We start from the raw sequence: 7,135 nt of genomic DNA on the forward strand, positions 1-7,135 counted from the left end.
GGCCCGTCGAGACGTCAGGTCTCGACGGGCCCGACCGACGGATCAGGCGGTGTAGCGGAACGCGTCCCACGCGCCGAGCAGGTACTGGATGCCCAGCGCGCGGTCGTACAGGCCGTAGCCGGGGCGGGGCTTGTTCGTGGTGTTCTCGTCCCACAGGTGGCGGCCGTGGTCGGGGCGGACGTAGCCGGTGTACCCGGCCTCGGCGTACGCCTTCATGATCCCGGTCGTGTCGACGTCGCCCTCGCACGCCCGGTGCCCCACCTCCGTGAAGTCGCCGTTCGGGAAGTGCTTGATGTTCCGCACGTGGGTGAAGTGGATGCGGTCCATGAACCGGCGCACGGTGTCCGCCGCGAGCGGCGCCTGCGCCGGGTTCGCCGAGAAGCTGCCGAGGCACAGCGTGAGGCCGTGGTTCGGGCTCGGGTGCAGGTCGAGCACGCGCTGCAGGTCGTCCGGCGTCGACACGACGCGCGGCCAGCCGAAGACGTCGAACGGCGGGTCGTCCGGGTGCACGCCCAGCTTGATCCCTGCCTCCTCCGCCGCCGGGACCACCGCGTCGAGGAAGTACCGGTAGTTCGCGTACATGTCCTCGTGCGTGACGCCCTCGTACGCGGCGTTGAGCTCGGTGAAGCCCGCGAGCCGCTCGGGCTCCCAGCCGGGCAGCGTGAGGCCGTGCGACCCGGCCTCCATGTCGGCGATGAGGCCCTCGGGCGTCATCCGGTCCACGACCGCCTTCTCGAAGAACAGCGCGGTCGAGCCGTCGGGCAGCGGGTGCCACAGGTCGGTGCGCAGCCAGTCGAAGACGGGCATGAAGTTGTAGCAGACCACCTTCACGCCGGCCCGGCCCAGCCGCCGGAGCGTCGTCGCGTAGTTCTCGATCGCCTCGTCACGGCTCAGCCCGAGGACGGTGCGCCCCAGCTTGATCGACTCGTGCACGTTGACCGACTCGACCACCTCGGCGTCGAGCGTGCGCGTCACGCCGCGGGCCCGGGCCTCGTCGGTCAGGCCGGTGATGCGTGCGACCTCGGCGTCGATCTCCGCCTGCTCCCACACCTCGCCGGCCTGCTTGTGGTGCAGGCTCCACACGATCGTCTCGACGCCGGGGATCTGCCGGACGTGGTCCAGCGTGACCGTGTCGTTGCCCTCGCCGTACCAGCGGAAACCCATCTTCACTGCGTGACTCCAAGCGTTCGTCGTGCGTCGTTCTGCGCGCCCACCACGATCAGGGGCGGGAGTAGGCCGCCTGCGGCAGGCGGTAGGTCAGGTCGGTGGCCACGTCGACCGCCTCGTCCAGGTCGAGGCGGTGCTCCGCCACCAGGCGGGCCAGGTAGCCGGCGTCGACGCGCCGGGCCAGGTCGTGCCGGGCGGGGATGGAGCAGAACGCGCGGGTGTCGTCCACGAAGCCGCTCATGTTGCTGAACCCGGCCGTCTCGGTGGCGGCCTCGCGGAACCGCCGCATCGCGTCGGGGGCGTCGAGGAACCACCACGGGGCGCCGAGCCGCAGCGACGGGTAGACGCCGGCCAGCGGAGCGAGCTCGCGCGAGTACACGTCCTCGTCCACCGTGAACGCGATCATCCGGAAGCCCGGGTGGTGGCCGAAGGCGTCCAGCACGGGGCGCAGCGAGTGCGTGAACTCGGTGACCACCGGGATGTCGTAGCCCTTGTCCGGGCCGAACGCGGCGAACGGGGCGCTCGCGTGGTCGCGCAGCACGCCGGGGTGCAGCTGCATCACGAGGCCGTCCTCCGCCGACATCGCGGCCATCTGGAACAGCATGTGCCCGCTGAACGCCTGCGCCTCGGCGGCCGTGACCGTGCCGGCGAGGGCCCTGTCGAGGATGCGCGCGGCGTCGGCGTCGTCCAGCGGCGCCGTGTCGGCGTACAGGTGGCCGTGGTCGGTGGCCCGCGCGCCCGCGGCGACGAAGCGCTCGCGCTGCGCGCGCAGGGCCTCGAGGTAGCGGTCGTACGACGTGACGTCGACGCCGGCCGCCTCGCCGAGCCGCGCGACGTCGTCGCGCCAGATGGCGCGGTCGACGTGCAGCAGGGGGTCGGGCCGGAAGGTGGGCAGCACGCGGTCGCCGTAGCCGTCGGCGGCGAGCTTCGCGTGCGCGTCGAGGGTCGCCCAGGCGGGGTCGGTCGTGGCGATGACCTCGATGTTGAAGGCGTCGAGCAGTGCGCGGGGACGGAACTCCTGCTCCGCGAGCCGCGCGGCCACCTGGTCGTACAGGGCGTCGGCCGTCTCGGCCGACGGGCGCTGCGTGACGCCGAAGATCTCGACGAGCACGTGCTCCAGCCAGTAGCGGGTGGGCGTGCCGCGGAAGTGCTTCCACCCGGCGCAGAACCGGCGCCAGATCTCGCGCGGGTCGGTCTCGACGGCCTCGTCGTCCGTGGAGCCGACGCCGAGGCGGGGCAGGGTCTCGCCCTGGGAGACCAGCATCCGCGTGAGGTAGTGGTCGGGCACGACGACGAGCTGGGCCGGGTCGCCGAAGGGCGCGTCGTCCGCGAACCACTCGACCGGCACGTGGCCGTGCATCGAGACGATCGGCAGGTCCCGCACCGCGGCGTAGATCTCGCGGGCCAGTACCCGGGATCCGGGGTCGGCGGGCAGCGCCCGGTCGGGGTGCAGGGTCCAGCGCTCGCTCACAGGAGCTCCTCAACGTCGAGATGGGATGCGAACGTTTGCATCGTAGCCTGCCGACCGCCGGGCACGGAATCCCCAAGGCGTCCGCGGCAGGGTGCAGACACGGCGCGCCGAGATGTGCGACGATCTGGCAAACGTTCGCATCGTCCGGATGCGAGCGGCGGTTCGAGGAGACGGTGGTCGTGGTCACGGTGCACGACGTCGCGCGGGCGGCCGGCGTGTCGATCTCGACGGTCTCGCGCGCCCTGACCGACCCGCAGCGGGTCGCCGTGGCGACGCGCGACCGGGTGACGTCCGCGGCGCGCGAGCTCGGCTACCGGCCCAACCGGGCGGCCAGCGTGCTCCGCGCGGGCCGCTCCGGAGCGCTCGGGCTCGTGGTGCCCGACCTCGCCAACCCCTACTTCGCGGCGATCGCCAAGGGCGCCCAGGCCCAGGCGCGCGAACGCGGCGTCGGGCTCTTCGTCGTCGACTCCGACGAGGACCCCGAGCTCGAGACCGAGGCCGTCTCGGGCCTGGCTCCGCAGACCGACGGCATCATCCTGTGCTCGCCGCGCGCGGTGGAGCGCACGGTCGAGGCGCTCGAGGGCCGACCGGTGGTGCTGGTCAACCACCACGTCGACGGGCTGCCGTCGGTCGTCGCCGACCACGAGGCGGGCATGCTGCGCACCCTCGAGCACCTGCGGGCGCTGGGTCACGCGAAGGTCGCCTACGTGGGCGGGCCCGCCCGCTCGTGGTCGGACGGCCGCCGCCGCGCCGGCCTCCGTGCGGCCGCCGCGCGGCTCGGCGACGTCGAGCTCGTGGAGCTCGGGCCGCACCGGCCCCAGGTCGCCGGCGGGCACGCGGCAGCGGACCTCGTCGTCGCCACCCGCGCGACGGCGGTCGTGACCTTCAACGACCTCGTGGCCGCCGGCCTGGTCGAGCGCCTGCGGGTGCGCGGCCTCGACGTGCCCGGCGACCTGTCCGTGGTCGGCTGCGACGACGCGTACGTCGCGGAGCTCCTGGCCCCGCCCCTCACCACCCTGCGGACCGACCTCCGCGACTCCGGCCGGGTGGCCGTCGACCGCCTGGTCCTGCGCCCGGGCAAGGACGACGGGGCCCTGCAGGGCGACGTGACGCTCCCCGTCGAGCTCGTCGTCCGTGGATCGACCGCACCCCCGCGCGCCGCGGCGCCGCGGCCCGCCCCCGACGCCCCCTGACCACCCCGACCGACACGGACGCACCATCCCGGCGACGCCGCCGGACGACGGAGGAACCATGACCGACCGCCTGCACCGCTCCCACCTGCCCGCCCACCTCGAGGCGCCGGTGACCCCCGACCAGGTGGGCATCGTGCACCTGGGGATCGGGGCGTTCCACCGTGCGCACCAGGCGGTGTTCACGGAGCTGGCCGCCCGCGCCACGGGGGACCGCCGCTGGGGCATCCTCGGCGTCACACAGCGGTCGGCCTCCGTGCGCGACCAGCTCCGGCCGCAGGGCGGCGCCTACGCGGTGCTCACCGCGGGCACGCACGAGACCCGGCTGGACCTGGTCGGGGCGGTGCTCGACGTCGCCTGGCCGGCGGAGGAGACCGCGCGGGTGCTGGAGGCGATCGCGGCGCCCACGACCCACGTCGTGACGCTGACCGTCACCGAGAAGGGATACGCTCGCGGCGCGGACGGCGGGCTCGACGTCGAGCGGGTGCGCCCGGACCTGGACGCCCTTGCCGCCGGCGACGCCGCCGTCCCGGGCGCGACGGCGGTCGGGCTGCTCGTGCGCGGGCTCGCGGCCCGGTGGCGTGCTGCCCAGGCGGCGGGGGAGCGGCGCCCGATCACGGTGCTGACCTGCGACAACATGGTCGATAACGGGCACGTTCTGGGACGGCTCGTGGGCGAGGCGGTGGACGCGGCGCTCCCGGGGGAGCAGGGCGCCGGGCTGCGGTCGTGGCTGGCGACCGACGTCGCGTTCCCGTGCTCGATGGTGGACCGGATCGTGCCCGCGACGACGCCCGCCCAGCGGGACGCGGTGGAGCGCGAGCTCGGCACCCGCGACGAGGGCCTCGTCGTCGGGGAGCCGTTCCGCCAGTGGGTGATCGAGGACCGGTTCGCCGGGCCGCGCCCCGCCTGGGAGAAGGCGGGCGCGACGTTCACCGACGACGTCGCGCCCTGGGAGCAGGCCAAGCTGCGGCTGCTCAACGGTACGCACTCGCTGCTCGCGTACGCGGGTCGGCTGGCGGGTCACGCGACGCTCGCGGAGGCCGTGACCGACCCCGTGCTGCACGAGCGGGCCCGCGCCTTCATGCTCGACGACGCGCTGCCGACGCTCACCCCGCCCGACGGCTCCGACCTGCGCGCGTACGCGGAGTCGCTGCTGGAGCGGTTCGCCAACCCGGCCACGGGCCACACCACGGTCCAGGTGTCGATGGACGGCACCCAGAAGATCCCGTTCCGCTGGGGCGGCATCGTCGCGGACCGGCTCGCGGCGGGCGCGGTCCCGGCCGGGGCGGCGTTCGCGCTCGCGGCGTGGAGCGAGGTGGTGCGCCGGGAGGCGGCCGCCGGCCGGCTCGTCGACGACCCGCGGGCGCAGGACCTCGCCGACGTCGTGGCGGGTGCCGGGGGCGGGGACCCGGCGGCCGCGTCGCCGGCCGACGTCGCGCGGGCGCTGCTGGCGCTGCCGGGTCTGCTGCCGGAGGGCGTCGGCACGGACGCCGGGCTCGTGGACGCCGTGCTGGCCCAGGTGCCGGAGCTCGCGGAGGTCTGAGCTCGCCCGCCGCGGGCTGGTGACCGCACGATCTCGCGAGCTGTCAGAGCCAGGTGGCGCCCCAGGCCCGCCTGGCTCTGACAGCTCGAGGGAACGCGGGCGGACAGGGCAGCGCCCCTCTCTCCTGCGGGTTCGTCGCACGGCGCCGCCGCCACGTAGGCTGCCGGCCGGATGTGAGCGATCACACGTGCGCGGGCCGTCGCGGCTCTCGCCGTGCCGCGACGGGTCGTCGCCGCGGGAACGCGTCAGGGCTCGTTGCGAGATCGTGATGTGACTCGGAGCACCCCGGGGCTGGACAACGCTTACCGAATCCTGTTTTATCGATTCAGTCGGCAGCCGAACGAGGGGTCAACGGGGCGTCCTCGTCGCCGACGATCGTGGACGATCGACGAGCGAGGAGGCTCACATGAGGATCACGCGGAAGGCCGCCGGCGCGGCCGCGGCGGCGGTCGCCGTCGCCCTCACCCTCACCGCCTGCGGAGGCGGCGCCGACACTGCGGAGCCGGGCTCCGCGGAGAAGGTGAGCACCGACGAGGACATCACCATCTCGCTCGCCTGGTGGGGCGAGCCCGCCCGTGCCGAGATGTACGAGAAGGCGGTGGACCTCTTCGAGGAGAAGCACCCCAACATCACGGTGCAGACCCAGTTCCAGGACTGGGACGGCTACTGGACCGCGCGCGCCACCGAGGCCGCGGGCGGCGCCCTGCCGGACGTCATCCAGATGGACCTGTCCTACCTGCGCCAGTACGGCGCCACGGGGCAGCTTCTCGACCTGGGCGGCCAGGTGGGCGTCAACCTGAACACCGACGGCGTGGAGGACTCGCTCCTCACCTCCGGGCAGATCGACGGCGCGCAGTACGGCGTCCCGACGAGCACCAACACGCTCGCCACGTTCTACAACGCCGACCTGCTCAAGAAGGTGGGCGTCGAGCCGCTCGCCGAGGGCTACACCTGGGACGACTACAGCGCGTGGATCGAGAAGGTCACCGAGGCGGGCGCCGGCGAGGACCCGGCCCTGTACGGCGGCGGCGACTTCACCGCGACGTTCTGGTTCTTCCTGCAGTGGCTCATCCAGCAGGGCGTCGAGCCGTTCAGCGAGGACGGCAAGCTCAACTTCGACGAGGCGCAGATGACCGAGTGGCTGAACCTGGGCCAGGGGCTTCGCGACTCCGAGGCGATCTACCCGATCAAGAAGAACAAGCAGCTGGAGCCGCTCGGCGGGTTCCACGTCAACGAGGTCGCGTCCGAGTCGACGTGGGACAACTTCCTGGCGGGCTACGTGGCCGAGTCCGGCGAGGACATCCAGATGCTCCCGATCCCGTCCGGCGAGAACGGCCCGTCGCAGTTCTGGAAGCCGTCGATGCTGCTCTCCGCGTCGGCGCAGACCCAGCAGCCGGAGGCTTCCGCGGCGCTCATCGACTTCCTCATCAACGAGCCGGAGGTCGGCAAGATCTTCGGCACCTCGAAGGGCGTGCCCGCCGTCCAGGCGCAGATCGACGCGATGGAGGTCGAGCCCGGCTCGGTGGACGAGCAGGTCGTGAAGTACGAGGAGCAGGTGGCGGACGTCGTGACCGAGCCCGCCCCGGTCCCGGTCGAGGGCTTCGGCGAGATCGAGGCGGAGTTCAAGCGCCTCGGTGAGGAGCTCGGGTACGGCAACATCACGGTCGACGAGTTCGTCACGCAGTGGTTCTCCTTCGCCGACAGCGCGGTGAAGCAGTCGTGACTGCGGTGACTTCGGGCACCACGCTCGACGCCGCTCGGGGG

At 73.3% G+C, this 7,135-nt stretch carries 5 protein-coding genes; 3 read left to right on the forward strand and 2 right to left on the reverse strand.

Going from position 1 to position 7,135, the window contains the following annotated elements; genetic code table 11:
• Positions 1–42: 42 nt before the first annotated feature.
• Both ACFWEK_RS16700 and uxaC read right to left on the reverse strand, forming a co-directional pair.
• On the reverse strand, positions 43–1,164 hold the full coding sequence (locus ACFWEK_RS16700) for a mannonate dehydratase (protein WP_430554762.1): 1,122 nt from the start codon (positions 1,162–1,164) through the stop codon (positions 43–45).
• A gap of 55 nt (positions 1,165–1,219) precedes the next feature.
• Entirely contained in the window at positions 1,220–2,638 is a 1,419-nt protein-coding gene (uxaC, locus tag ACFWEK_RS16705) for a glucuronate isomerase (protein WP_430554763.1), read from the reverse strand.
• Positions 2,639–2,817: 179 nt separating this feature from the next.
• On the opposite strand from uxaC, the gene ACFWEK_RS16710 reads away from it, so the two are divergent.
• The 3 genes from ACFWEK_RS16710 to ACFWEK_RS16720 all read left to right on the forward strand — a co-directional run bounded on the left by ACFWEK_RS16710 (position 2,818) and on the right by ACFWEK_RS16720 (position 7,094).
• Positions 2,818–3,831, forward strand: coding sequence for a LacI family DNA-binding transcriptional regulator (locus ACFWEK_RS16710; protein ID WP_430546961.1), 1,014 nt, complete (start codon positions 2,818–2,820; stop codon positions 3,829–3,831).
• 58 nt (positions 3,832–3,889) lie between these two features.
• On the forward strand, positions 3,890–5,371 hold the full coding sequence (locus ACFWEK_RS16715; protein ID WP_430546960.1) for a mannitol dehydrogenase family protein: 1,482 nt from the start codon (positions 3,890–3,892) through the stop codon (positions 5,369–5,371).
• Positions 5,372–5,777: 406 nt separating this feature from the next.
• The gene (locus tag ACFWEK_RS16720; RefSeq protein WP_430546959.1) at positions 5,778–7,094 is read left to right on the forward strand and encodes an ABC transporter substrate-binding protein; all 1,317 of its coding nucleotides are present in this window, start codon (positions 5,778–5,780) and stop codon (positions 7,092–7,094) included.
• The last annotated feature ends 41 nt before the right edge of the window (positions 7,095–7,135 follow it).

The organism is Isoptericola sp. NPDC060257, assembly GCF_042726645.1.
GTDB classification, from domain to species: domain Bacteria; phylum Actinomycetota; class Actinomycetes; order Actinomycetales; family Cellulomonadaceae; genus Isoptericola; species Isoptericola nanjingensis.